Annotated in this window: 38 protein-coding genes and 1 pseudogene; 4 read left to right on the forward strand and 35 right to left on the reverse strand. The window is 57.1% G+C overall.

Annotation, left to right across the window (positions count from 1 at the left end):
- Positions 1-17: 17 nt before the first annotated feature.
- The 14 genes from GKE73_RS19015 to GKE73_RS19080 all read right to left on the reverse strand — a co-directional run bounded on the left by GKE73_RS19015 (position 18) and on the right by GKE73_RS19080 (position 9,145).
- On the reverse strand, positions 18-668 hold the full coding sequence (locus tag GKE73_RS19015) for a hypothetical protein (protein ID WP_230371119.1): 651 nt from the start codon (positions 666-668) through the stop codon (positions 18-20).
- Positions 649-1,068 carry a hypothetical protein gene (locus tag GKE73_RS19020; protein WP_230371120.1) on the reverse strand — a complete coding sequence of 140 codons (420 nt, stop codon included), beginning with the start codon at positions 1,066-1,068 and terminating at the stop codon, positions 649-651. The genes GKE73_RS19015 and GKE73_RS19020 overlap by 20 nt, the downstream gene beginning before the upstream one ends.
- Complete coding sequence (locus GKE73_RS19025; protein ID WP_230371121.1) at positions 1,065-1,217, reverse strand: hypothetical protein; 153 nt, start codon at positions 1,215-1,217, stop codon at positions 1,065-1,067. The genes GKE73_RS19020 and GKE73_RS19025 overlap by 4 nt, the downstream gene beginning before the upstream one ends.
- Before the next feature lie 67 nt (positions 1,218-1,284).
- The gene (locus GKE73_RS19030) at positions 1,285-1,548 is read right to left on the reverse strand and encodes a hypothetical protein (protein WP_230371122.1); all 264 of its coding nucleotides are present in this window, start codon (positions 1,546-1,548) and stop codon (positions 1,285-1,287) included.
- Positions 1,526-2,233, reverse strand: coding sequence for a hypothetical protein (locus tag GKE73_RS19035; protein WP_230371123.1), 708 nt, complete (start codon positions 2,231-2,233; stop codon positions 1,526-1,528). Before GKE73_RS19035 ends, GKE73_RS19030 begins: the two co-directional genes overlap by 23 nt.
- A gap of 51 nt (positions 2,234-2,284) precedes the next feature.
- A complete protein-coding gene (locus GKE73_RS19040; protein WP_230371124.1) occupies positions 2,285-2,791 on the reverse strand; it encodes a hypothetical protein in 507 nt (168 codons plus the stop codon).
- Positions 2,791-3,213 carry a hypothetical protein gene (locus GKE73_RS19045; protein ID WP_230371125.1) on the reverse strand — a complete coding sequence of 141 codons (423 nt, stop codon included), beginning with the start codon at positions 3,211-3,213 and terminating at the stop codon, positions 2,791-2,793. The genes GKE73_RS19040 and GKE73_RS19045 overlap by 1 nt, the downstream gene beginning before the upstream one ends.
- A gap of 1 nt (position 3,214) precedes the next feature.
- The gene (locus tag GKE73_RS19050; RefSeq protein WP_230370758.1) at positions 3,215-6,799 is read right to left on the reverse strand and encodes a phage tail tape measure protein; all 3,585 of its coding nucleotides are present in this window, start codon (positions 6,797-6,799) and stop codon (positions 3,215-3,217) included.
- Between the two features lie 265 nt (positions 6,800-7,064).
- Positions 7,065-7,244 (reverse strand): hypothetical protein, encoded by a 180-nt coding sequence (locus tag GKE73_RS19055; RefSeq protein ID WP_230371126.1) that lies wholly within the window; start codon positions 7,242-7,244, stop codon positions 7,065-7,067.
- Positions 7,245-7,336: 92 nt separating this feature from the next.
- On the reverse strand, positions 7,337-7,522 hold the full coding sequence (locus tag GKE73_RS19060; protein WP_230371127.1) for a hypothetical protein: 186 nt from the start codon (positions 7,520-7,522) through the stop codon (positions 7,337-7,339).
- Positions 7,523-7,556: 34 nt separating this feature from the next.
- Entirely contained in the window at positions 7,557-7,907 is a 351-nt protein-coding gene (locus tag GKE73_RS19065; protein WP_230371128.1) for a hypothetical protein, read from the reverse strand.
- A 186-nt stretch (positions 7,908-8,093) separates the two neighbouring features.
- Positions 8,094-8,279, reverse strand: a complete 186-nt coding sequence (locus GKE73_RS19070) for a hypothetical protein (protein ID WP_230371129.1) — start codon at positions 8,277-8,279, stop codon at positions 8,094-8,096.
- A 12-nt stretch (positions 8,280-8,291) separates the two neighbouring features.
- Positions 8,292-8,645 (reverse strand): phage tail terminator protein, encoded by a 354-nt coding sequence (locus tag GKE73_RS19075; RefSeq protein WP_230371130.1) that lies wholly within the window; start codon positions 8,643-8,645, stop codon positions 8,292-8,294.
- 17 nt (positions 8,646-8,662) lie between these two features.
- Positions 8,663-9,145 carry a gp436 family protein gene (locus GKE73_RS19080; RefSeq protein WP_230371131.1) on the reverse strand — a complete coding sequence of 161 codons (483 nt, stop codon included), beginning with the start codon at positions 9,143-9,145 and terminating at the stop codon, positions 8,663-8,665.
- Between the two features lie 230 nt (positions 9,146-9,375).
- Here GKE73_RS19080 and GKE73_RS19085 point away from each other — a divergent pair, with 230 nt between their 5' ends.
- A complete protein-coding gene (locus GKE73_RS19085; RefSeq protein ID WP_230371132.1) occupies positions 9,376-10,335 on the forward strand; it encodes a hypothetical protein in 960 nt (319 codons plus the stop codon).
- Positions 10,336-10,537: 202 nt separating this feature from the next.
- Here the strand turns inward: GKE73_RS19085 and GKE73_RS19090 are convergent, their stop codons facing one another.
- The 6 genes and pseudogenes from GKE73_RS19090 to GKE73_RS19120 form a co-directional block, all read right to left on the reverse strand.
- Entirely contained in the window at positions 10,538-11,470 is a 933-nt protein-coding gene (locus GKE73_RS19090) for a DNA adenine methylase (protein WP_230371133.1), read from the reverse strand.
- A 158-nt stretch (positions 11,471-11,628) separates the two neighbouring features.
- A pseudogene (locus GKE73_RS19100) lies at positions 11,629-12,649 on the reverse strand (major capsid protein).
- A 33-nt stretch (positions 12,650-12,682) separates the two neighbouring features.
- Positions 12,683-12,808 (reverse strand): hypothetical protein, encoded by a 126-nt coding sequence (locus tag GKE73_RS24275; RefSeq protein WP_280955033.1) that lies wholly within the window; start codon positions 12,806-12,808, stop codon positions 12,683-12,685.
- Entirely contained in the window at positions 12,805-13,074 is a 270-nt protein-coding gene (locus GKE73_RS19110) for a hypothetical protein (protein ID WP_230371135.1), read from the reverse strand. The genes GKE73_RS24275 and GKE73_RS19110 overlap by 4 nt, the downstream gene beginning before the upstream one ends.
- Positions 13,075-13,086: 12 nt before the next feature.
- Complete coding sequence (locus GKE73_RS19115; RefSeq protein WP_230371136.1) at positions 13,087-13,236, reverse strand: hypothetical protein; 150 nt, start codon at positions 13,234-13,236, stop codon at positions 13,087-13,089.
- Between the two features lie 53 nt (positions 13,237-13,289).
- Entirely contained in the window at positions 13,290-14,093 is an 804-nt protein-coding gene (locus GKE73_RS19120) for a phage protease (RefSeq protein ID WP_230371137.1), read from the reverse strand.
- Positions 14,094-14,389: 296 nt separating this feature from the next.
- Between GKE73_RS19120 and GKE73_RS19125 the strand changes: the two genes are divergently transcribed.
- On the forward strand, positions 14,390-14,635 hold the full coding sequence (locus GKE73_RS19125; RefSeq protein ID WP_230371138.1) for a hypothetical protein: 246 nt from the start codon (positions 14,390-14,392) through the stop codon (positions 14,633-14,635).
- Positions 14,636-14,639: 4 nt separating this feature from the next.
- Here GKE73_RS19125 and GKE73_RS19130 read toward each other — a convergent pair whose 3' ends face one another.
- The 6 genes from GKE73_RS19130 to GKE73_RS24285 all read right to left on the reverse strand — a co-directional run bounded on the left by GKE73_RS19130 (position 14,640) and on the right by GKE73_RS24285 (position 17,803).
- Positions 14,640-15,188, reverse strand: a complete 549-nt coding sequence (locus GKE73_RS19130) for a phage virion morphogenesis protein (RefSeq protein ID WP_230371139.1) — start codon at positions 15,186-15,188, stop codon at positions 14,640-14,642.
- Positions 15,189-15,296: 108 nt separating this feature from the next.
- Positions 15,297-15,560 carry a hypothetical protein gene (locus tag GKE73_RS19135; RefSeq protein ID WP_230371140.1) on the reverse strand — a complete coding sequence of 88 codons (264 nt, stop codon included), beginning with the start codon at positions 15,558-15,560 and terminating at the stop codon, positions 15,297-15,299.
- Positions 15,529-16,599: a phage head morphogenesis protein gene (locus tag GKE73_RS19140; RefSeq protein WP_230371141.1), complete on the reverse strand. Its 1,071-nt coding sequence runs from the start codon at positions 16,597-16,599 to the stop codon at positions 15,529-15,531. The genes GKE73_RS19135 and GKE73_RS19140 overlap by 32 nt, the downstream gene beginning before the upstream one ends.
- Positions 16,577-16,804, reverse strand: coding sequence for a DUF935 domain-containing protein (locus GKE73_RS19145; RefSeq protein WP_230371142.1), 228 nt, complete (start codon positions 16,802-16,804; stop codon positions 16,577-16,579). The genes GKE73_RS19140 and GKE73_RS19145 overlap by 23 nt, the downstream gene beginning before the upstream one ends.
- Before the next feature lie 80 nt (positions 16,805-16,884).
- Positions 16,885-17,313 carry a phage portal protein family protein gene (locus GKE73_RS24280; protein WP_280955034.1) on the reverse strand — a complete coding sequence of 143 codons (429 nt, stop codon included), beginning with the start codon at positions 17,311-17,313 and terminating at the stop codon, positions 16,885-16,887.
- On the reverse strand, positions 17,300-17,803 hold the full coding sequence (locus GKE73_RS24285) for a phage portal protein family protein (protein WP_312854518.1): 504 nt from the start codon (positions 17,801-17,803) through the stop codon (positions 17,300-17,302). Before GKE73_RS24285 ends, GKE73_RS24280 begins: the two co-directional genes overlap by 14 nt.
- 101 nt (positions 17,804-17,904) lie before the next feature.
- Between GKE73_RS24285 and GKE73_RS26790 the strand changes: the two genes are divergently transcribed.
- On the forward strand, positions 17,905-18,075 hold the full coding sequence (locus tag GKE73_RS26790; protein WP_446686346.1) for a hypothetical protein: 171 nt from the start codon (positions 17,905-17,907) through the stop codon (positions 18,073-18,075).
- A gap of 116 nt (positions 18,076-18,191) precedes the next feature.
- Positions 18,192-18,692, forward strand: a complete 501-nt coding sequence (locus GKE73_RS19155; RefSeq protein ID WP_230371143.1) for a hypothetical protein — start codon at positions 18,192-18,194, stop codon at positions 18,690-18,692.
- Between the two features lie 4 nt (positions 18,693-18,696).
- Here GKE73_RS19155 and GKE73_RS19160 read toward each other — a convergent pair whose 3' ends face one another.
- The 9 genes from GKE73_RS19160 to GKE73_RS19210 are packed head-to-tail and all read right to left on the reverse strand — an operon-like array spanning position 18,697 to position 23,395.
- Positions 18,697-19,644, reverse strand: a complete 948-nt coding sequence (locus GKE73_RS19160) for a hypothetical protein (protein ID WP_230371144.1) — start codon at positions 19,642-19,644, stop codon at positions 18,697-18,699.
- Between the two features lie 17 nt (positions 19,645-19,661).
- Positions 19,662-20,021, reverse strand: a complete 360-nt coding sequence (locus GKE73_RS19165; protein WP_230371145.1) for a hypothetical protein — start codon at positions 20,019-20,021, stop codon at positions 19,662-19,664.
- Entirely contained in the window at positions 19,969-20,328 is a 360-nt protein-coding gene (locus GKE73_RS19170) for a hypothetical protein (protein WP_230371146.1), read from the reverse strand. The genes GKE73_RS19165 and GKE73_RS19170 overlap by 53 nt, the downstream gene beginning before the upstream one ends.
- Complete coding sequence (locus GKE73_RS25135; RefSeq protein WP_312854519.1) at positions 20,328-21,209, reverse strand: DUF3486 family protein; 882 nt, start codon at positions 21,207-21,209, stop codon at positions 20,328-20,330. Before GKE73_RS25135 ends, GKE73_RS19170 begins: the two co-directional genes overlap by 1 nt.
- A complete protein-coding gene (locus tag GKE73_RS19185; RefSeq protein WP_312854520.1) occupies positions 21,206-21,772 on the reverse strand; it encodes a TraR/DksA C4-type zinc finger protein in 567 nt (188 codons plus the stop codon). The genes GKE73_RS25135 and GKE73_RS19185 overlap by 4 nt, the downstream gene beginning before the upstream one ends.
- A 19-nt stretch (positions 21,773-21,791) precedes the next feature.
- Positions 21,792-22,010: a hypothetical protein gene (locus GKE73_RS19195; RefSeq protein WP_230371148.1), complete on the reverse strand. Its 219-nt coding sequence runs from the start codon at positions 22,008-22,010 to the stop codon at positions 21,792-21,794.
- A 31-nt stretch (positions 22,011-22,041) separates the two neighbouring features.
- A complete protein-coding gene (locus tag GKE73_RS19200; RefSeq protein WP_230371149.1) occupies positions 22,042-22,869 on the reverse strand; it encodes a DUF7940 domain-containing protein in 828 nt (275 codons plus the stop codon).
- A complete protein-coding gene (locus tag GKE73_RS19205; protein WP_312854596.1) occupies positions 22,869-23,222 on the reverse strand; it encodes an N-acetylmuramoyl-L-alanine amidase in 354 nt (117 codons plus the stop codon). The genes GKE73_RS19200 and GKE73_RS19205 overlap by 1 nt, the downstream gene beginning before the upstream one ends.
- A 5-nt stretch (positions 23,223-23,227) precedes the next feature.
- Positions 23,228-23,395 carry a hypothetical protein gene (locus GKE73_RS19210; RefSeq protein ID WP_230371150.1) on the reverse strand — a complete coding sequence of 56 codons (168 nt, stop codon included), beginning with the start codon at positions 23,393-23,395 and terminating at the stop codon, positions 23,228-23,230.
- Positions 23,396-23,492: the final 97 nt, after the last annotated feature.

The following is a 23,492-nucleotide window of genomic DNA, read 5'->3' on the forward strand; positions in this document are numbered from 1 at the left end:
AAAGCCGAATGTCAGGCTCATGAGCGGAACTCCAGATGATCGACAGGAATGGCCACGGACACGGTGTAGGCCAGTTCCCGCGAGACCGGGTCGGTGAGGTAGACCGGAATCTCCGGCACGGCGATGGCCACTTCATGGGGGTATTCCGAGGCGGCATCTCCACTAGCCCCCGTGGTATAGCCGGTGGTGCTGGTGCTGTACTGGCTGCGTCCCTCAAGGCAGGTGCCCAGATCCGCACTATCCGCCCGGGACTGGCTGGGCAGCGCCTCCAGCTCCGGGCTTTTTAGCGGGTCGCTGTCGACGGTGCCAACACCGATCAGGCCCGAGATGGCCAGCTCGACGGCGGCCAGTGCACTACCCGCCGTCAGGTCGTAGGTTTCGGTCAGGCGGGCAATCTTGCCGCTGGTCAGCAGGTCGGGCCGGTCTACCGTGATTGCCCGCGAGGTGTCTAAAGCCGGGTTAATCGGCAGGCTGAATTTAACGCGGGTTAAACGGTGGGATTCCAGAATCTGGCGCCGGGCAATGGCAGCCAGTGTCTGGATGGCCAGATTGGCGTCCTCACGGGTGGCATCGGCCAGACTGGTGAGGTCGACCGAGGTGGTGCCCACTTCCGGCAGCATGGTGGTCGAGTCTGTCCAGGCCGAGGCGTCAAATGCACTGCCGAGCATCGATACTGGCGGTCTGCCCCTGTTTCTTCATCTCGCCCAGCGCGGCAATGCTGTCCGGTGCCGTCACGGTAATACGCCACCGCTCGGTCAGGGTCTGCACCACTCGCTTGGCGATGGCGATCACCGCAGACTCGCAGCGCGGATCGTCTTCGGGCTTGCCGGTGTAATCGTTGTTGTACTTCAGCACCGCCACGGCATCATCTGGCACCGTATCACCAGAATGGACGTTGCCACTGCTATCGACATATCCGACATAGTGGACACCACCCTGTAGCGGCGACGTATAGAACTCGGAGAGCAGTTTCCAACCACTGGAATCCACCGCTGACTTGAACAGCGACTTCTCCGGAAGCTTGTACGGCTTGCCGTTATTCCCTTTGGCGTATTCGGCATAGCTCATACCCATAGCCCGGTATAGGTGCGGCGGTATTCGTGCAGGCGCGGATAGCGGTATTGCAGCGAGCAGTCGACGACGCGCTCTTGCGCGGCCTGACCGATGATTGCCGTCCCTTTGCCATTCCGGGCCACCTGAAACGGCGTGCCCCACATCGTGCACTGGATGGTTCCATACGTAAGGGTGACGCACGGGGTATAGCGGCCATCAGCCGGGGTTTCGTTACCTTGGCCGACCAGTGGCCCCCGGCGCTGTGGCAGTCAGGGTCTGGCCACCGACCTTCACCTTTACGGTCATACCGGGCGTGGCCACGCCGGTGATCGTCGGCTGGGTACTGGTGGTCAGGGTCTTGCCGTCCGACAGTTTGCAGATCGCCGTGGTACTGATGGTCTGGGGTGATTCATTGTCATTGGTGACCGGGTTGATCACCGACTTGTGGCTGCTGGGCTGAATCGATAGCGATTCATCGACGATATCGCTCGGCATGCAGGGTCAGGCTGGACGCCAGCCCGGCCCATGGGGTCAGGCGCGGATTGCCGTAGACATCCAGATCATAGGCAGCGGGGATGGTAGATAACCGGTCATTGGCGTATTGCAGGCTGTCGGCGTAGCGGGCAAACACATGTTGAGACCAGTAGCCGCCCAGCAGTGCCTCCAGCTCGGCCCGGCTGGCCAGAGCCAGCGATTCACTCCGCTGGTCACGGGCATGCAGGGTGACAAAGTCACGATCCCGGCCAAACTCGGGCGTGTCCACGATGCCGGTAAAGCGCCGCTGCCAGCTGGCCAGCACGTTCGGACGCATCTCGACCACCAGTGGCTTGCCAGTCAGGTCAGACAGGCGTTGCCCGGTCAGCAGCAGCTTGACCGTGGCGATACGGGCGGCAGACTCCTCGGCCTCAATCACGACCTGCCCGGTCAGGTGGTCGGTGATGTCCTGGTCAGTGAGTAGAACACGGATATCCCAGATCGTGACAGCATCCGGCTGGGTATGCGCGACGGTGACCACCAGCGGCAGCGAAACGGTTTCACCGGTGATGCTCTCTCCCCCGGCCGTACCGAATGGCGCCGGCCAAACGTCGTCAGGCCGAACATCATGAGACGACTCCAACGCTTCCCGATGCATCAAACCATACTGTTTCGCCAGATAGTTTTGTGGTTTGCAGTACGACATACCCAGCGGCAGTGTAGTAGCACAGAACAATCAGCCCGCTATCACCACTTTCTACTGCTTAAGCAGCTGAAAGCCAGAGCCGTCTGGATTCATCATATACGGGCTAAACCCGCCAATGCAGGCCCATGTCCCATTGTTGATGACATAGGTGATGCACTCGGGAGACCGGTTAGCCAGTAGCTGCATATCAGCGGCCATCAGCGGCAGGTATACCCGGCTTCCTGACGGAATCGTCATGCTGGCATCAGATACTGCACCGGTCGCCATGTCCGGCATGTCACCCCAGCGGATAACATCGCCTGCGGCATATAGTGAAAAGGGACGACGATAGGTTGTACCATCTTCGCTGTCCCACTCGATCACCACTGTGGCAGTGGTACCGGACAGCATTTTTAGCTGGGTATCCAGACCGATCCAGTCAGTCAGAACAGGACTGCTCATGCCGTTTGGCGTCCAGTCAGCTGCTAGCGTGGTTTCCCACCCATCCAGATAAATAGAACGTCCGCTAATAGCATGGGTGAGCGGGGAATAAGCATCATTCGGGAGCACAGTCGCCATCATTCTTCCTCTATCGTTATGGTCCAGCCCCACGTGGCCGAGCGCGGGTCGGTGTCTTCCGTGATTTCCAGATAGCCGGTGAGCCGGGGCCAGTACACATACATGCCGTCGCGGATCACGCCGGGCACATCCGGGCGTTCGGAGACCGGGGTGCCAATGGGCACGGCGCGCGGAGCAACGCAGTCAATGGTGTGCACGATGCTCCGGTCCAGCCCGGCCAACGGGAGCGGCGCCCAGCCGGTACCTGACAACTCGCTACGCATCTTTTGCCACCGGGATTGCAGATGGCCCCGGCCATTGCTCATGCGCGTCAGGGTGCGACCGCCAAGGGTCTCGTACCGCTGGGTGACTTTAACGACAGATTTAACCGGGATTAACACGCCGTCGATGCCGAATGTCAGGGCATAGTCGTGGACGTTCATATCATCCCCTCTTCAGATTCATGAGTTTGGCGGCGGCCACCAGCTGCTTCACCGCATCCTCGCTGCCGGAGAGCGGGACCGGGTCAGACTGGCCGGGTAGATGGAGATTTACCGGTCGAAGTGAACCGGATGAATGTGCCGGTTGGATCGTTGGCATGCTATCCAACGTATTACGGATTAGATCTGCAGGTTGTTTCAGGCGAGAGACAATGCCCCCTGATGCATAGCCACGCCAGCCCTGAAGAGCCTTCAAGCCATAGCGGTTAACCCGGTCAAACAATGCCAAAGCCCCCGGCTCGCGGGTAACTTCCTGACGCATTACAAATTCGTCAGCGTGAACGATACCAGCGGGTTGATATTTCCCACCCGGTCCCGTCCAGCCACCGGTATCAAAAGTCGATAGTGCGATTTTTACTAGATCATCGGTGGATGCCCCTGCCGCAGCAGCCTTAGTGACCTGTGCTTGCAGACTGGTATCGGGTGCCGCCGCATTCTTCTGCTGCACACTAACCGTGACGACCTTATCCTGGATTGAATCGATCTGATCCTTGAGTTCTTGCACCTTCGTTTTGGCTTGTTCAACATCGGCATCTACCTTGATCTGGTTATCTGCCGCCATTAACTTTGCCAAGGTTTCTTCAACCGATTTAACGTTGGCATTGGCATCATTCAGCTGCTGCTTCAGCTTATCGATACCTTTGTTCTGTTCGGCCAGCTTGGCTTCCTGATCTGACTTCTGCTGCTCAGTGTCGGCAATATCAGCCTTACTGGTCGAATTGGCCTGATCAATCGCTTTCTTGGCTAGTTCCTCCGCCTTTTTGTTGTCTTTAATGCTTTCCGCCAAGGACAAGGCATCCTCTGCAGCTTTTTTGGCTCCTTCATAGTCGCCCTTGTTACGAAGGGAGCTGGACTGACTAATTTTTTCGTCTGTTTGTTTTGCGATGTCCTTTTGCTGATCATCTTCTGACATGCTCCGGCGTTGGATGACACGCAGCCTATCGGAATAGGACATGTTGCTAGTGACCATTGCCTCCTGTTTTTTCTTGAGGTCAGCATTGATCTGTTTGATCTTATCGGCTGTTTGCTTGGCGGCTTCCTCCTGCTTGTGCAAGGCATCTTTGACAACATCAACCTGTTTTTTTGCCGACTCGACCCATGCCTTACCTTGCTCCATCTGCAAGCTAGTAGAGGTGGCCACATATGCTTGCTCAGCCGCTGTCAGCGTTTGCAGTGTGTGGATTTTGTACTTGATGCTTTCTTCATAGGCTTTGATATCCGCTTCTTGCTGTTTTTTCTTCTGCGCGGCCAACTTACTCGCTAAGTCTGCCTCTGCTACATTCAACTGCCCCTGCAGTTCATCCCGCTTGGCAAGCAAATCGTTGATCTGTTTCAGTTGAGTAATCGCGTCAGCATAAAGATGATTCATCCTGGCTGCGTTTATGGCCTCGGGTGAGTCCCACTGTCTTGCGCTTTCCTGCTCCATCCTTGCTTGCCAATAGGCTTTAGCCTGATCCAGTTTTTTGGCGTACTCTTCGCGCTCCTTGACCGATGCTTTAGACAGTTTTTCAGAACTCTGTACGACGGTGTTAGCGTAGTCTTTAGTCGTTGCTATTGTTTGATCCAGCGCGGCTTTACGTGCAGATACCGAATCTTGCATATCCTGATTTTCACGCCATAGCCGATACAACTCGGTCAACTTGTTGCTGGTCCAAACCACCTCAGCCACAAATGCTGTCAATAACGGCACGGCCGCCATGGCCGAAGCCCCAACAGTCCCCAGTCCTGCGCCAAGTTCTACCGCACTGACCGAACTGGAAACGGCCAGCGTAGGCAGTTTCGAAAGCACTCCGGCAAGGCCACCCACACCGAGAATATTGAGCAGTCCGGATACAGCTACACCGGCAGCAGTCATCCCAGCTAAAGCAAGGCCAGCATCCTTGATCGGCTCAGGCAGGGCATTAAAGGACCGCAACATATCCGTCAGAAAGTTAAGGAATGGCGTCGCTGAGTTCACCATGTCACCAAACTCAATCTTCAGCTCCGAGACGGCCCCTTTGAATTCCGTTCCACTATGCTTTGCCGTATCGGTTGCTTTGCCGTAAGCCTCCATCGCCACACCGCCAACATTCCCCATCTTGACGACTTCATTGGCGAGTTCCTGGTAGTGCTGTGACAGGGTTAATACCCCGCGCGCACCCTCCATATCCGGGACGATGGACTTGATAGCATCGATGCCAAGGTGCTTATCGGTAATTTGCTTAATCGTACCGGCCAGCCCATTCCAAGTGATTCCTAACTCACCAAGTTTGTCTTTGGCTTCTTTTGATGGTGCCGTGAGCTGGGTAATTGCCCCGTTAATTGAGGTAATGGCTGCCGGAGTCTGATAGGCCTTGTTGGTTAACACGGCAATGGCGGCCCCCAACTCACTCAGCGGTACTTTTGCACCGACTGCCGTTGGCAGGACCAAACCGATGGATTGCGCCAGTGCCGGGAATTCCGTTACACCGTCCTTGATCGTTTGAAACAGGATGTCGTAGATACCATTCAGATCTTCAGTACCCTTCCCATAGGCATTCATAATGCCGAGACCGACCCGAACACTGGTCCCCACATCCGTGAATCCGCCCTTGGCTGCAATTTGTGCTTGGTGCAGTACCTTTAGTGAATCCGTTGGCCGAGTAAAATCCATTGATCCGAAGATATCGGCCAAGGCATACGCCGACTGAGTGGCATCGACCCCCATACTCTGCGCCAGATCACGTACCCCTTTGGTTAGATTGGGAAGCTCTTTCGTCTGAGCGCCTTCCAACTGGGTATTCACCTTGGCCATGGCCTCTTCAAAATTGGCGGCATACTGCGAGGCTTCTTTGGTGATGTAGCCCGCAGTCAGTCCCGGTGCAACCTGAGTCCCGATCTGACGGAGCTGAGAGGCCACTGGTGGCAGACTGGTCGCTGAAACATTCGACATCTCTTGCTTCAGCAGGGCAATCTTTGACTTTGCCGACTCAGCGGCACGAGCCAGCTCTGCCGATGAAATTTCGCCTGACCGAGCCAACCGTCCGTAGGCGGCCGCAACAAGATCAATCTCCCGCTGTATGTCTTTCTGGCTACGAATGTTGAGTACCTGTTCAGCCCGTGCAATACGGGCTGAGGCGAGCTGGCGAGCGCTATTAATGGACTGACTTTGTTCAACAGATTGCTGGGCAGCTTCCAGTACTTTGCTGTCAGCCGCATACGCCTGCAACTCCGCGCGAGATTGTTTAAGAATTACCGCTTGCGTACCGAGTTGACCGGATAAGGATTTCACCACGGCCTCAGCCACACCTTGCAGTTTCTCCAGCGAAGTAATGGGCGATGTGGCTTGGCTGGTCGCCTGTTGATAGGCCTCCAGTTCGTGTTTGGCTTCAGCTAGCTGATTGGCCAGGTTTTGGAAATCACGGTTTGCCGCTGAGAACAACTCCAGCTTACTGGCCATCTCTGGCCAACGCTTGATCATGTCCTGATAGCGTGCCTCAGCCTCTTTCAGGCCAGATAGAAACCCCGCAGGGTTTAGCTGCAGGGCATAAGCCAGCGTTGTGTTACTCATGATTTCTCTTGTTGATTGATGTCATCAATGGCGTCTAAAAAGAAACGCCAAGGGAACTGCTCAACATGCGTAAACCCGCGCTGCATAAGGCCACGCATGTTGCGTTCTAATCGACTGAGTTGTTCGGAGGGGTGATCAGCAACTTGGCCATGTCGGTCGTCATCTTCGCCTGATGTATCCGCCCCTTCATCCCGAAAAAAGCGGATTCAACTCCCGCATGGTATCGACCACCTCGGTCAGTTCAGACTGAGTCAACAAGTCCATCTTAAGCCTCATCAAGATCCGTCATGGCTAGCACATCGGTTAATGTCGGTACAGGCAGCAGCCAATTATTCATTTCCATCCGGCTGCGTTCCTCTGCAGAGCAATGTAAATCGGCATCTGATGGACCGTTATGCGTGGTGATCAGCAAAGCCCGTATTTCTCCTACCGTCAGCTCTTTCACCAAAACTCCAGAGCCAATTTGCAGGTTCTTTTGCACTCGCATGAAAAACTCCAAAGAGGATGCACGGCCAGTGTCCGTGCATCATGTAATGATTACTTCATGAGGGTTTCACGTACCCACTGGGAGAGGCCGTCACCGGTCTGCAGCGGATCAGACAGCACTTCGAACTTCAGACCGGCCCCACGGAAGTCCTTACCCAGCAGGGCATACTTGTCGGCAAAGCCGAACTTGCCCCGGAAAATCTCCACGGCCACCTCTTTGCGGTTGGCCTTGTTCACCCCATGGAAGATGAGTGAACGCTCTTGGCTGGAGCTAAGCCAGCCAGTTGACGATGTCGGCCTGCTTGGCCTTGTAGCTGACCTTGATCTTGGCGCCGTCAGCGATAGCGCCACTTTCCAGAACAAAGATACCGGCAGCGGTCGGCAGATAATCTTTACCGGCCACGTAAGGGGCCGGATTCGTACCGGCTTCATCGGTCACAATAAAGTCACCGGCACCGATGTTTTCCAGCGGAACCAGCGTGCCCTTGTAGACCGTCTGTACTTCGTCAGAGATAGCCTCTTCCGCCCGCGTGGTGGCCACGCCCATGGTCATCTCAGCGATGATTTCCGGCTGGAAGGTCTTGATGTCCAGATCCAGCGTGACGGCTTTCACCGAGTACATCTTGTCGTAGTTGCCCGGCCGGTGTAGGCATCCGGCAGTTCCCGGGTTTCCTGCTCAATCGTCAGGTTGGCGGTATCGACCATGGCAAACGGCTTGTACTTTTTTCGCCGTAGGCCGACATCAGCATCTGGCCGGACACCGAGTAGGTGTGCTTTTCAGTCGAGGTAAGAATCGGGGCGTAACCCATCATTCATTCTCCGTAGTGGGGGTAACGGTTGCCTTGGTAAGCGTGGCTTGGCGATGTTGTGGCGGTACAGCCAGGGCAGCGGTGCTCGAAGACACCACCAGCTCATGACCAACTGGGTATTCGGTACCGGCGTTTTTGTGCACTTGTAGCAACTCAACGCGTTCACGCTGGGACGATCCAGCCATGGGTGCCTCCTTTCAGGCGTAAAAATCGGCGTTAAACATCAGCGGGAAATACCCCCAGTCACTGAGGTACATGGCAGCAGGAGGTGTTGCCGCTTGTAGCGGGTCATATAGCGCGGTGTCCGGGGTCCAGCCCAACAGGGCATCACGGACGCCCGCCAGCAGCTGGCCAGCCTTGTCGATAAGTTGATCCGGACTACCCTGTACGGCGACCACCACCATCCACTGCTGCACGATATGGTTCATGCCATCCATGCTCTGGCTGCCGGATGGCAACAAATCCCGGACATAGATCACATACAGCGAGGGGGATATCTGCTCACCGCTGGTGACATCGTTCATCTCCCCGCGCAGGGCGATCTGGCGCACGTCATTGATCTGCTGTTTTAGCCGGGCGACGATGGCTTAACCCCTAGCGCGAGGTGGTTCGGGCGCATCAGTAGTCCTTCATGCTGTGGCGGGAGAACTTGCGACGCGGGGTTAACCATGACGACCTTGCCGGTCGAACTCACCGGGGTTTCCGCCACCGGCAAGCCCAGCGACACCACACCATTGGCCACGTCCTTGAGCCACTTGACCCCATCGTCGTAACGCTTGGTCACTTCCTCGCCGGGCTGGCTGGCATAGAGGAAATAGCGCACCAGATCAGCGGCTACTCGCTCCAGCGAACCCGGCACAAACGGCACCGGCAAGGTGTAGCGCTTACCCAGATAGGAGTTCACCAGCTCGGTGGCATCACTGATGGCGCGGGCCACCTTGCCCTGGTCAATTTCGCCGGTATTGGTCGGGTCGGTCACACGCAACAGGAACTCGCGGCCGAAGCGATCTTCGAGACCTTGTTGGGTGATGTAGTGAGTGGAAGTCGTCATGCCCGCATTGTGCGGGCATCGGGAGTGCAAAAAAGGCAGGAAAGGGTTCGGTAGTGGTCAGTTCTCTGAACAAAACTAAGTCTGGGTGGCTACTGGTCTACCGAAGCAAGCATTCATGCCATTGTGATAGCATGGCTATCGGCCAATACCGGCTATTGAGGATTTTCCCGATAGCGGACGTCCCTGCCAGCACTCTCCCTCGCATACTATTTAAGTCGCCATTCTGCCCAATGAAACAAAGCCTCTGCCCCTATACTCTTAAGCCGCTAGCTGAAATCTCCAACACCAATGGGGAACATATCCTTCCTAGGGCATTCGGTGCCCCGGAAAGCTTCACCGTTCCTGCAGACGAAGCAGAGAACACTCGCATGAACGATCAGATCGACTCCCCCGCAATCAATGATCCGCTTATGCGTCTGCTTGCAGTAACACAAGGCGTCAAGTCTCGTTCTGGATCGGTTAGAGCAAAGCTTAAGGGAGTGGTTACCGAAAGCGGCGAGGAGGTGATAGCAATTCTTGGGCAAGAGGGCATTGATTTCCGCTTTGTAGCCCCCGTTGATGTCGATGAAAACGGTTCCGTAAAAGGCGTCCGAGGTTTCGGAGATGCTGCACAAAAACTAGTAAACCAATTCCTGCGGGATAGCGCCCGTAAAGGACGCAAAATGGAAGTAGACGAGACGGTATCGCAGCCGAATCCACATCTTTCTCTCGGACTGGAGGGAGACCTTAAAGTCATCCATAAGGAAGTCAGGAAAATTGCATATCTGATGACGGTACGAATTTTTGGTGACGAAGCCATTAAGTCCCGTAGCGGGGAAATTTATCGTGCAGCTATCCACGCCGAAACCGAAGAGGAGGTTCAGGCCACTGGCTTGCGAGGTGGCACGAACATTGACAGTATCGCTACTCTTGCTCGTGCAAAGCACAATGAACATGCACTTACCTGCTTTCGAATAGGCAGTGCCATCGTCTCGGCAGTAATTCTTTTCGGATCGATTACCGGCATTTGTATTACCCCGGCGGAAGGCTTCTCAGCCCCGGAACTGGCTGGTGAAGTGATCATCATCAATGCCACGACCGGCACGCTAACCAGCGCTCCATACGACCAATGGATCCGGGATTTTATGCAAACGCCCGAGTTCGGGCAGGCGATGGTTAGGGCAGCCTCCTTGCAAACATATAAAACCTGACAACTCCTGCGGCCAACAAGCTATTGGCGCCGGGAGGATGGCAGCTAAGCACCAGCACTCTCGGCCACGCCCATAGTGTTCTGGTTGGATTGTCGCTGACTTCCATGGGGGAATGTTCGCTTCCCTACAATGGCTACTTCTGCTTTGGGTCGAAAGCAGGCATTGCCAGCATATGCAGGTAATGCCTGATCAGGCCTAATCACTACCAGCTACAAATGATCAACTCCGCGCTGGCCTTCCCCTTGTTCTGATTCACGCTGTACTGGATGGCCACCTGCTCCATCCTGAAACCCGCGAACACGTCACGAATATCCGGGTGGTCGTTGATGCTCAAGATCACCTTGCCTTTACAGCTGCTCATCACCTCAGCCAGTGCCCGGTACTCTTCAAACGGAAACGGCACCCCATAGCCTGCGGTCTTCCAGTACGGCGGATCGGCATAGAACAGAGTGTGGGGCCGGTCGTACTTCTGGATGCAGGTTTTCCAGTCCAAGTGCTCGACGTAGGTCCGGGCCAGGCGCAAGTGTGCGGCCGACAGCTCCTCCTCAATGCGCAGAAGGTTCAGCCGGGGCGCACTGGTGGTGGCGGTGCCGAAGGTTTGGCCGGTCACTTTTCCGCCAAACGCCATTTTCTGCAGATAAAAAAACCGGGCTGCCCGCTGGATATCGGTCAACGGCTCCGTGCGGGTCAGTTGTAGCCATTTGAACATTTCACGGCTGATCAGGGACCATTTGAACTGCCGCACGAACTCTTCAAGGTGGTGCTGTACCACCCGGTACAGGTTCACCAGTTCGCCATTCAGGTCGTTGATGACCTCGGTTTTGGCTGGCGCTTTCATGAAGTACAGTGCGGCGGCACCACAGAACGGTTCAACATAGCAGGCGTGTTCGGGGAACAGCGGCAGGATGTGCTTGGCCAGACGGCGTTTGCCGCCGATCCATGGCACAAGGGGGTTAGCGTTAGGCATCAGGTATGTCCTTTTTATTGGCACTCCGGTGCTCGGATCGTGGCTCGTGGCCCTGAAATGATTCAGTGCCCGGCATCGCGGGCACTTGATGGAGAGTTCGGTATAGCGGCCTTCGGCCAGTTTGCGGCCGCAATGGCCACAGCGGATGTCTTCCAGTGGGGTATTCATACTCTGCAAGTGCAAATAAACCCGCTAAACTGTTCAGGCTTTCGTGCACGAAAGTGACAGCCTCGGGTTGGCTTGCAGCTCACTCTGCGGGTCAGCTGTCCGGGTGGGTGTTGACGCACCCACCCGGTCGCTGTCTCTCTATCGCCTTCCGGCGACGCTTACTTCAGCTGCAATTCCACCAGCACACCCGGACGCAAGCACAGCGGCAAGCGGTTGGACTGGGTATGCAGATCCACGCCCCGGTCAAAGTCGGTGTTCTTGATCTTGGCGTAGTAAGGTTGGCCGATGGTGCCCACCGCTTCGACAAAGTCACCCGGCGCATCGTAGATGCGGAAGGTCGACATGGTGCCCAGCGGGACGACATGACCATGGCCTTGGTCAATCAGCCGTTGCGTGCTCTTGCCATCCGCCGTCGGTACTTCACCGGTGTACTCTTCGAACGTCAGCCCGCCAAACTTGAAGCCATTACGGGTGTCTCCACCGATGTTTTCTTGTGCCGCCGCCCAGCCCGGAAGGCTTTTTCGACATTGGGGTGCGACGTCAGCGCATCAAAGAAATCCGCGTCGATCCATGCCTTGATACCGGTGGAAATATCGCCCAGCAGGTTCTTTTCAACGTGGCGGCAGACATCGGCGCAGGCTTTTTTGACGTTGAAGGCAGGATCGGACAGCTTGAACTCAACGACTTTCTTCTGGATGCTGAATTCCTTGAACAGGTCATACATCAGCTCGCCATTACCATCCAGAATCTGCCCCTTCGCCGCCCCCAGCATCATCCATTCGTGGGTCAGATCGTGGCGGGACTTCATATCCTGCAGGTGGTCGTTGACCACGCTGGCCACGTCAGCCACCGGATCGGTCGAGCCAAAGCCGCGAGACCCCATCAAATCGGCCGACAAGATCGTATCGTCGTGCGGGATATGTGGCACACCGAAGTAACGGACGTTGCGCGGGTTACGTTTGGTTCGCTGCCCCGGACTACCGACGTCCTGGTTGGCCAGCAGATGGATGCGACCCGGGCGTATTCGATGGCAACGGTACGGGTGTTGATCCCCTTGCCCTTAAAGATGCCGCTTTGGCCGACCTTGGAGAAGGTATTGGGCAGCAGCTTGATGGACTCGGTCAGGCTGGCGACGTTAAAGCACGGGTCTTTCAGAATGTCCGCAAGCGATTGGGGCATTGTGTTGTTCCTTTATATAGGAGTCGGTGGCGACTATTCGCCAGCACGCTCGGTGATACGGATGCCACGTGCCGACAACTGGCGATAAACGTGGCGATAATGGGCGGGCGCGGCCGACTGGGCCTCACTCAGGACCGGTAGCGAGTCGAGGGCAATCACGCAGTCACCAGCCGCAATGCTTCGGCATTACGCGAGGTCACGCCCGCGTCGGCAGCTGGCAAGTCATGGCGCAGGACGCCCAGCACAAAGGCCAGCGGGTCACTCGCGGCGGCAGACCAGGGCACGGCCAGCTCATCATCCAATGAGGCCACACCGAGAATGGTGCTTAGCAGAGCGTCCGGGCCGACCTGTACGGTTTCGCCGTATTCGTCCGGTTCGCCACACAGCGGAATTTGCGGTGGCAGCTGTTCAGTCACGGAAGGCATTCTCTTCTCCTGTTAGTGCGATGCAGCTCGCGCCTTGGCATTGGCGAGCAGCGGGTTGTCGTGGGGTTTTTCTTGCTGGCTGTTCATCGCACGGCTGGTGGCATCCGTGCCGGGCTTGACCACGACCGGGGCCGTTTTGATGAAGTCCTGGAAGGCGCTCATGTCGGCGCTACACATGGCCTTGTAAAAACCACGGCTGGTAAGCGCGATCTTGCTTAAGCCGCCACCGCGTCATCCAGTTGCTTGTCGATTTCCGCCTCGGCCGTACCGGCCTGCAGCTGTTGCAGCGAGTTGGCCACGCGTTCGTATTCCGCCTTCGGCACAAAGCCGGTCATGATGCTGCTGGTCACGGCTTTCAGATCTGCATCGGCCGCTGCACCGGTAACTTGGCGCAAGCTATTCATCGCGGTGGTGGTGTCGGCACTGGCGGATTTCAGCGTTTTGATCGCCTCAATCACCGCTGCGGCATCTGCCGCCGGGTCCAGTCCGAGCAGTTCAATCAGTTGTTTCAGCAGGTCCACAGAGGTCTCCATTGAGTTAAGGGCACGTAAAAACAGGTTCGGGACATTGACGATGGCCACGGATATCAGCTTGACGATGCGGCCCGTGGCATCGAAATCGAATACCGGCGAGAGATATCGATACTTTTTAGCGACGACTTTCTCGGCCCCCTCCACGACCCAGTCGACACACGCCCAGATCGCACCATCACGGACCTCAAGCTGCTTGATCCATCCGGCGGCCTCGGCCTTGGTGCCGGGTCCGCAGGTCTGGTGGTTGTAGTCGACGACGGGATCAATCCCCGCCGACTGGTCAGCGGCAAAGGACTGCAAGATGGCCGGAACATCGCTAAACCATGGCCCGCGCCCATCACGACCGGTAAACGTCCCGGCTGGAATAACCTCTACCCACTCGGGAGCCGAGTCACCCTCTGGTAACGAAAGGGTCAGCGCGTTAATGGCCCTGCCAGCGGATGGCATGGCATTGATGGCCCGAAGGAGTTTTTGAGCGGTGTTCATGCCCCGCATTGTGAGCGGGGAGAAATGGGGAAAAACGGGGGAAAGGGTTCGGTAAAACCGAGTGGGGATTGCCGCGCGTCACATCGATGGCGTTAAAACCCCGTTAAAATCGCCATGGTAGCCTTACCAGTGCCATGAGCATGGCGTTAGGCGATAGATGCCAAATCAAACGCACAACGGCCGTTTGTGCGCTTAACCATTTCTTTGGATCAACGATGAGCACTCAAACAGAAAACCTCATTCACCAACTCTCGTGTCTCCCGGTCTGTGATGCCATTAGCCAACATCCTGCTGTGATGCTGGACCTGTCGAATGGAGCCATCATCAGAAGCCCGGCTAATCTTGCGGCGGACGACGAATGCGAGTTCTTTGAAGTTCAATGGCCGGGCGGAGAACCACAGCAAGTTTTGGCCTGCAAGATCGTAGACAAGCTACTTCTCGCGGCTATCCATCACTGGAAAGACACGGGAGAAATGAAGGGGGATATCGCGATGCTCTTTCAGGATCAGCGGGAGCACCTGCAGATCAAGTTTGGGTTCTGATTGGTTACTCATCAAAGTATCTCCCCAAGATGGCCAGCAGCTCCGCTTCAGCGACGGGTGCCAGCTGGCCATTCTCATCCACCGGCAGATAGGCCCGCGCCGGGATATACACGCCAAGGCCTCGGCCAGCCCGGCCACCCAACTGCTGGATGGCCGCATAGGCATCCAGTCCATTACCCCATGGGCCGAAGGCCAGATGATCCGGCCCCGCTTCAAAGCTGAAGGCGTACTGGCGCAGATTGTTGGTATGGCCCTGCAGGATTTTCTTGTTGGCCAGCACGGTCTGGCCGCGCTTCGATAGCGAGCCATCTTTCTTGAAGTTCTTCTTGCCGCCGTGCCGGATATACGCCGCCAGTGTCGTCGGGGCGTTCGGCTCCCAAGGCTGGCCGTGCCAGTCTTTCTGTTCGGCAAAGCGCTGGTCGGTCTCTGCCTTGGCCCACTCGGCAAAGTCCAGCAGTGCCGGGCGCAGGTTGTGGGCTTGCGCCAACAGTTTATCCAGTGCCCGGCCAACACTGTCATTGACGACTTTGATTTCGAAGCTGTTGTCACTCATAATGAATATAGGCCGTGCAGAAGTACGTGAAATATCGCATTACGTACTGCAACCCCGAAAGGGCGTGCACACGCAGGGGGTGGCGTCCTGCCTGCACGGCTATCCTCCTCATATGATCCGCCGATACAGGGCCGGGTTATTCAAGTCCCGTAAATCCACATAGCCCAATGTGGTCAATGTATTTGTCTGCATGGGTATACGCTTCCCGTTCCGATCCTTGTCTTTCACGCGGTAATTTGCATTGATCACGGCTTTTACGTACCGCTTCTCATCCTGGGCTTTCCATACCGCTAGATAGATCGGCTCAAGCTGGTCATTGCTTACCTGCTGATAAACCCGTTCAGGCTCCCACATGCCAATAATTGTCTGCATGGCATCGTCCAGGGGTAATCCGCTTGTCTGCCTTGGCCCCCGTATCCCGCAAAGCATGTTTCACCTCGCTGTCATCGACCGACACCACCGCCGTGGCCAATGACTCGCCCGTGGCCTGCTCGATCTTGTCGACCAGTTGCGGCGACAGCCCGCCAATATGGATACGCTGCTTGGTTGGCCGGTAGCCCGCCGGGTCCGGGTAGATCTGCTGGACCAGCGGTTGCCAGCGTTCCTGGACGATCTTGTCCAGTGCCTGAATGTTGTCGACCGCGCTCTGAATAGCCGCAGCCCCGATCCGGGCCGACGTTGTCGCCGCCTTGTCCAGCAGCAGGCGGCCAAGGTTCGCTTGTCCTGGGGCGTAGTCCCATCCGTAGTCAATGCCATCCGGCACGGACACAGGGCCATCTGGCGTGTCCTGCTCGACGTACTGAATGGCCGGGGCGGTATCGGGGCCGTTCTTGCCGTACTTTTCGCGCAGTTCTTTCTCGGATACCCCATAGACCGTGCACTGACATCCCCAGCCGTTTGGCGGGTAATGGGTTTGCCACCACGGATCATCGGCCCGCAGGATCAGGCCGTTCCGGGCTAAATGCTGCGGCCGTGGATGCAGGACTGAATCGGAATGGCGATAGCGCCAGTAAGGCCGCGCTTTCAGCATGTCCGGGTCGGTCAGCTGCTGGTAACGGCCAGCGGCATAGCTGGTCTGCAGATTGGTCTGGTAGATGACGCGGGTTCGCCAGTTTCGACCACCCTTATAGTCCCAGCCGTGCCGGGCGACGATGTCGTCAAACCCGGCCCGGAAATCTTCCAGCGTCGACTCACCGGCAATGGCCTTATCGACTTCCTGCCGCAGATCCTCCAGCAGATCGCTGGCCATAGCCCCGGCCACGACAAACGAACGGTCGTGCTGGGCCTTCATGATGTCGGTCCATGTCTGGGTGGGCAGATTCAGCTTCTGCCGGAAGTAGTCCATCTGAACTGGCCACGGCTGCTTGAACACCGCACCCAGCAACGCATCATCGGCCATGGCGGACCTCATAACGGCCAGCCAACTCAGCCAGACTAAAAGCGGTGTTCATTACCCGCTGCAGCTCGGTGGTAGGCAAGTTACCAAACCCATTGATCAACCACGCCCGGAACGACGCCAGATCCGGGGCATCGGCCAGTGCTTGGCGAATGACCTGAAGAATGGCTTCCATCGGGTCGGTAGTCTCGTTGGTAAGCTGTTCAATTAGCGGTGCCATCGGGTCAGCCGGTCCCGGCTGCAACGCATTAGTCGCCCGATAGTGATTCATCGCCGCTTGGGTCTGAGGGGCTTAAGACATCAACCGGCACCATCAGAGCTTCGCTTTGGGCCGTTCCAGACCGAAGCGCTCATAGGTGGACTCCTGACCGACCGGCAGGCACGCACCAGCTTATCCACCACGCCAGCCAATGCGGTCAGGTCTTCCGGTTTGTTAATCCGTAGGCGGATGGCCGGGTACTTTTGCTGCGGCCCCAGATTGAGGTCCACCACCGGCTTGACGTAGTCGCGGGCCAGCGTGGCTACCAGCTGTTTGACGTCGGCGTCCAGAATATCTTCGCGTACCTCGTTATGGACCTTGCCCAAGGCGTAGGCGCCACCGCCACTGCTCCCGCCGGTGTTGGTGGCAAGCGTCTGGCCAAGGACGATCTTGCTGGTCTGCTTGTCGAAATATTCCGTCAGGCGGGCATAGATATCGACCGAGGCGGTTTTATTGCTAAGCGTCGACAAAGTCGATTTCCATGTTCTTCGGGATGGCGGCGGCCGCATCCGTGCCGAGGCTACGCAGGGCCGTCAGCAGAGTTTCAATGTCCTGCGGCGTGGCTGAGACATCGTACTTACCGACACGCAGCGGCTGGCCATACGCCTCGGCAAACGTGACCCAATCCTTGATCGCGTAGTTGCTGAACAGAAAAGCCCAGCACGCCATGCGGGCCAGACCGCCGCGGATCAGCACGCCCGACTTGGCCTTGACCTTGTGGGTGATGAATTTATAGGGTGCCAGCGGATCGCCGTAGATATTGGTATCCGAGCGCAGATATAAGGTTTCAGGGTCTTCGCGGCGGGTTTGCAGCCAGTACGGTTGCAGATAGGACAAGCCACGCGGCATCCACTGCCGCGCACTGGTTTCCCAGTCGATCTCATGCACGCTGAAGCCCTTGCCGATGGCGTCCAGAATATCGAACAGGTTTTCACTGATCGGGGCCAGCGCTTCTTCCACCAGTGCGGCGGCCTGCTGACTGGCGGCATCATCGCCAGCTTACCAACGTACAGCTCCAAACCGACTAGGGCACGCTTGCGGGTCGACAGCTCGGAGCCGTAGTGCAGGTACTTCTCTTCCATGTCCTCGGCCAGCCGCAAGTAGGCGCTGGCATCACCGTTCACCGCCTGACGCAGCATGTGCCCCAGCAATTCCGGGTCAAGGCCATGGCTGGCAGAGGCAATGATCTGCCGTACCCCGGTGGTGGTCGGGGTGGCGATGGAGGTTTTTAACAGGCCCATGTTAATCGGCTGGCCATTATGGTCAACGAGTTGCGCCATGATTTACATCCTTTTTTGCATTGGCACGTCACTGCTAAACTTCAATGTCATTACTTGGAGACGGAACCATGATTGATATGATTACGGGCGCATTCGGCGGCCTGAAGTCTGCGGCGGAGCTGGCTCAGAGTTTGCTCACGCTCAAAACGGATTCGGCTGTATCGACCAAGGCCGTTGAGCTGAACAGAATCATTTTTGATATCCAGCAGAAAATGTTTGCCATTCAGGCGGACTATGCGGCGCTGCTGAGCCGCACTGGCGACCTTGAAGCCGAAATTCGAGATCTCAAAAGCTGGGAAGAAGAAAAGCAGCGCTATCAATTGCACGAACTGGCTCCGGGAACGTTCACTCACCGCCTGAAGCCAGATTGCCAAGGCTCCGAACCGCTTCATGACCTGTGCGAAAACTGCTATCAGAATGGCGTCAAATCGATCTTGCAGGCGGCTGGACATAAAGGCTCCTATCCATGTTTTGTCTGTCCAAAATGCAAAAGTGAGTATTTGGCTGAACGACAATCCATGCCGTCCTATGTCGTCTCGCTGCCATCCAATCCCCGTACTCGTTTCTGATGGGCTACCAGGTGCCGCGCCCGAATCGGGCTGATGCCGCAAACTGTCCTCGGCCGATGCCCTTGTAGCCTTTGGTCGCCAGCGGCGCGGCATCAATCACGCGGGCGGCATACCAGGCCAAGGCCACCGCAACGGCCACGTCACCGTGGCGCTTGCCCTTGTCTTCGCCGGTGGTCCGGGTGTCCGGTATGCGCGGTACGCCATTAATGATTTGCACTGCCCGCAGGTCGGCCAGCACGTCCTTGTCTTTCGGCAGGCCATCCAGATCGCCGTCTTCCAGCGCGGCTTTGACCGGCGGCATGTGTTCGCGGTACCAGCTCTCCGACAGCATCACCTGATGGATACGATCCGCCCCGTATTTCTGCATGGCTACCTCGGCCAGAAACTGGCCGTTGCCCCGCGCATCGAAGGCACCACCGGCAAAGCCCGGCAGGTTATCTAGCAGATGGAAGGTGACTTGCTCTTGCTGGCGGAAGGGGACGTTGCGCATTTCCAGAATGAACGGCACGCGCCGCACCAGGTTCTGCAGTTCGATCAGCGGCACATGGACCGACAAGTCACCGCTCCGGGCAAAATCCTCCCCGTCAAAGCTGCGGACATCCTTGGGGAGTTTGTCCAGCTCCGGCTGGAGCACTTCATCAATCCAGTCCTGGCAATGGCGCTCCCGCACATAGTCAGGCTCCAGCTCAAAGCCTTGGGGGCACTCGTAGCGCAGCACCGGCGTATCGGCCGACATGCGCTTTTCGATCAGCAGGCTGGATAGCCAGTTGCCGCCGCTGTTTTTGGGGATACAGCCGTACTCCTCGTCGGCCGACTCGGGGTTCGGGGCATTCTTGTAGAGGTCATCGCGCCATTTCTTCTCGGCTTCGACCGACCAGGTCTGACCGGTGACATAACAGATGCGCTTATAGAGACCGTCGGCAATGGCGTCATCCAGCGTGATGCGATGCACGCTGTAATCCTTCTTGCTTAAGCACGCGCTTCCTGAATCAGCTCGTTGAAGATGTTTTCGGCCCCGTTATGGGTACTGATCAGCCTGACCTTGTTGCCCCACATGGTGAGGGCTAATGCCGCCTTGAGCAGTTCTGCGAGTGAATCGTGGAAAGCCGCTTCATCAATCACCACATCGCCCTGCAGACCGCGCAGGTTGGAGGGCCGACTGGATAACGCCTGAATCTTGAAGCCCGACTTGGGGAAGCGAATCATGTAGGCGAGGATTTCTTCCTGCTTACCTTCATCCCAGAATGTCTGTTCATACACATCGGCCCGCGCCAGCTCATTGAAGGCTTTGGCAAACAACGCAGCGGCGGCGATGTACTCCAGCGCCATTTCCTTTTTGCTGCCGACATAGAAGGTATTGCAACCGTGGCGCTTGCGCGGTTTTGCCGCTTTGACCACGTTGCGTGTAAGCTTCCGCCCACGTCAGACCGGTACGGCGTGACTTCTCCGCGATCATGATCTGGGACTCGTCCTCAAACCAACGCTGCTGATACGGCAGTAAAACCGGTTGATTCTCCGGGATGGCGTCAGCCACGTCCTGCGGCACCACCACCCCGGCCAGTTCCATCTCTTCGGCCAGGTTAATCTTGCGCGGGCCACCAAGGGCTTTTAACGGGGGATGTTCCTGTTCGGCCATCACTCTTTACCCAACAGGATGCGGCGGATGCTGTTTTCCATCTGCTCGCTCATGCCATCCGAGCCACGCAGTTCTTCCAGCTTTTCTTCCTGCTCGGCCAGCAGTTTGGCACGGGCTTCGCGCTCGATGCGGGCCTGCTCATCCAGACGGAATTTCTTCTGGTTGACCGAAGCCCGGCTCAACGTGGCAATGTTCTTGGCCACCTTGCTCAACAGCGCAATGCGGTCTTCATTAGAGACATTCTCGTCCCCGGCTTCCTGCAGATCTACGATGGATTCGAACAGCTGGGTCTGTACCGGGGCGAGCAGTGCTTCGGAACGGGTATCGGTATCGTCCGAGGCGCCTTGCGTCAGCAGCCGGGCGGCCTCGGTGCTGGCCTTGATGGCCGCGAAGCGCCGTTCAATCTTCTGACCGAAGCGATGGATGGCAGATTTGCTGATGACAAAGCCCTTTTCGCGCAGGGCTTCTTCCAGCGCCTGGTAGCCGCTGAAGTTACCCTCGACCAGCGCATTCTCCAGCCATTCACGCACCTCGGCCGGAAGCATGGAAACACTATTGCGAGCGGCCATGTCAGCTCCAGTATTTCTCAGGGCGGGCAATGCCGGCTGGCAGTCGATGGTGTACTCGGCCAGATCCACACCATAGCGGGTGATATCGGCCCACCAGCGGCCACCCGGCTCCTTGCGCAACTTCACCATGGCGCGATCTTCCAGATAATCCAGTTCTTTGCGCACCTCCAGTGGAGACACATCAGGATAGATCGCTCGCATGGTTTGCTGGATCACATCTTCGACGACCTCGGTAGGCCGGGCGTTGTACGCTGCCAGCACTAGATACCAGCGCAGGCTTTCGCGGCGGATTTTGGCGGCATCGATATTCATTGCTGCAGTCCTTTCAGTTGGACGTTTTCAATTTTGAGAGCGACCGAGTCCAGCTTGGCTTCGATCACGGTCTGGTTACGAACGTAGTCCTCACGGCGCACATAGTTGATGGGTAAATCCGCCTGAAATCGCAGGAAATCCCGTTCCAATGACTGCCAGCCATCTGTCTCGCGCTGGTTCTGATCCATTAGCTGATTAAACCGGGACTCCCAGTTTTTATTAGCGGTCTCCTGTGACTGCTCCATGGTTTTAAAGCGCTGGCTCAACTGGTTATCGACCTGTGCCAGCAAAAGCCGGACAGCGACAAAACAGAAGGACATAAACGCCAGCAGCAGGCCAATCAGGAAAGTCAGCAATTGCCATAGATCCAACTGGATACTCATCGATGTGATCTCCCGAATCGTTCCCACGATGATTGGCAATCCACGCAGCGCCGACAGCCCTGGGACGGCTTTCTGTCGCTGTTCGGAAATCGCCTCACCACAGTCCTCACAGTGGCTTAGGCCCATACCGTGGCAGGACTTGGCCAACTGATCCGCAATGGCCTGATCGCGCTCTTCCACTTCCAGTTCCTGTGCGCGATCAAATTGATCCATCGAACGACTCCGTCGCCTTGTCGATCCACATTTTTGCTTCCTCAAACCGCTTGGTAGCTTCCATGGCCAGCACACGATTCCCTCCTAGCGGGGGAATCCGCTGGATCAGTTTTTCCAGGCGGTGGGTGGCTTCAGACAGGTCATCCAGCAGCTGGGCTTGTTCGTTCTGACGGACGCCAAGGTCCGCCGGTGGGAGTTGAGTCATGGGGTCTCCGATGCTTGAGTGTGAAACGTGATCAAGCTGTCAAACTTCGCTTCCAGCGCGCCGCACCAGGCGCCGTAATCACTGGCGTGAGCCAGGATGTCTTCTGGTGATAACCCGGCACCGGGGCTGCTTGATCGGCTTTTGCAGCATCTCCGGGCTGGGTTTCGGGCAGACCCGGATCACCTGCGGTTCCGTAGCCGAGTTCGGCTTGGTAGAGGCGCAGGCTGACAGGGCCAAGGCCAGTCCAATGCTGACCATCCATGCGTATCGCATCGGGAATCCTTTGCTTGAGTTGTTGCTGTTTGGCTTTGAGCTGGCTTTCTGTGGCCAGCAAGGTGACGCCTAACTGGTGAGCCAGCTGGGCGTACTTCTGGGTATCGGAAGCCGCCTTGGCCAGTTCGCGGGATTTGGCCTCAGCCTTCTGGCGCAAGGTCGACTCGTAATCCGCCTTTTGCTTGTCCAGCTTGGCTTGCCAGTCATGTGCAGCCGCTTGATAACCGGTGTGGTAGATGCCATAGCCAACACCAGCGAGAACGGTGACGATGGCCAGCGGTTTGACCCACCACGGCAGCAGGGAAACGGAAGGAATATTCATGCTGTCTGGTCCTTGTCGGCTTGCAGGTCGGCAAGCAATTGCCGCGTCGCTCGACTGATGTACCACCCGGCTCACAGCAGACAGAAAGCCAAACACCGTCGACAGGATGGCAAACGGCATCGGAGAAAGCGCGGCCTGCCAAACCGGCAGCAGATCGGTGCCGGTTTGCAGTAGAACTGTGATCAACCCACACATCGCGGACAGCAGCGCAAAGCGGATGGACCACAGGCGGTGCCAGACTGGGGCGATTGGATCGAAGCGCATCACACGCCCCCCAAAATCTTGCCGGACAGTGGCTTCATGCCTCCCTTGATCCAGTCTGCGACGGTGAAGCCGGGGCAAGTCTTGAGCCATTCGTTGGGTTCGATGGTGCCGTCGTGGTTTTTGTCGGGCGACAGATCACGGTGGCCAACAATCCGCGCGGCCGGATACTTCGCCGCCAGCGCTTTGATCAGGCTGGCCAACGCCTGCCATTGCAGCAACGTGAATTGATCGGTCCCGACCATGCAGACGCCGATAGAGTTGGCGTTGAAACCGGACACATGAGCGCCGATTTCATCCAGGCCACGGCCGGTCGACTTGCTGCCATCGGTATCCAGTACAAAGTGGTAGCCAATGGCTTTTAACGTGGGGTTAAACGCGCCGACAGCGGCTTAAGCTGACGGTGAAAACCTCGGGTACTGTGCCAAACGTCAATGGTGGTGGCGGCCGTCTGACCATTCTTGGCCAGCTGCTTGCCATTCGGGCTGGCCGAACAGTGGATGACGATCAAGTTGATAGCGCGGGGCATCATGCCTCCTCATGCTGAAAACATGAGGGCTATCGTAGGGATTCAGGCCGGGAGAGCGGATTGGGAAGGGGTTCGGTAAAAACAAAACCCCGCTGGG

This window comes from Paludibacterium denitrificans, assembly GCF_009707705.1.
Classification (GTDB): domain Bacteria; phylum Pseudomonadota; class Gammaproteobacteria; order Burkholderiales; family Chromobacteriaceae; genus Paludibacterium_A; species Paludibacterium_A denitrificans.